This window comes from Neisseria sp. P0014.S009 (genome assembly GCF_051958155.1).
GTDB classification, from domain to species: domain Bacteria; phylum Pseudomonadota; class Gammaproteobacteria; order Burkholderiales; family Neisseriaceae; genus Neisseria; species Neisseria flavescens_C.
The window spans coordinates 1-237 of the sequence record NZ_JBQCVS010000256.1 but is presented as its reverse complement, the minus strand read 5'-3'; the positions used below and the strand labels follow the sequence as shown (position 1 = coordinate 237).

Genomic DNA, 237 nt, shown 5'->3' with positions numbered 1-237 from the left:
CGCTTTTTTGTTTGCAGCCTTAGGCGATAAACCTTCGCTCGGAATAATACGCTCAACGTTTTCAACGACCACAATCGCATCATCTAACACAATACCAATTACCAATACCATCGCAAACATGGTCAATACTTTAATCGACATACCCATGTATGAGATAAATGCAAAACAGACCAACAGGGAAATCGGCACGACAAAAGTCTGAATCAGAGTATATCGGATGTTTTGCATGAATATATA

1 protein-coding gene is annotated in these 237 nt (G+C 39.2%); it reads right to left on the bottom strand.

The window, feature by feature from the left end; all coding sequences use genetic code 11:
• Nucleotides 1-237: efflux RND transporter permease subunit (locus tag ACTHS4_RS12560; RefSeq protein ID WP_440366051.1), on the bottom strand; the 237-nt coding region annotated here is incomplete at both ends.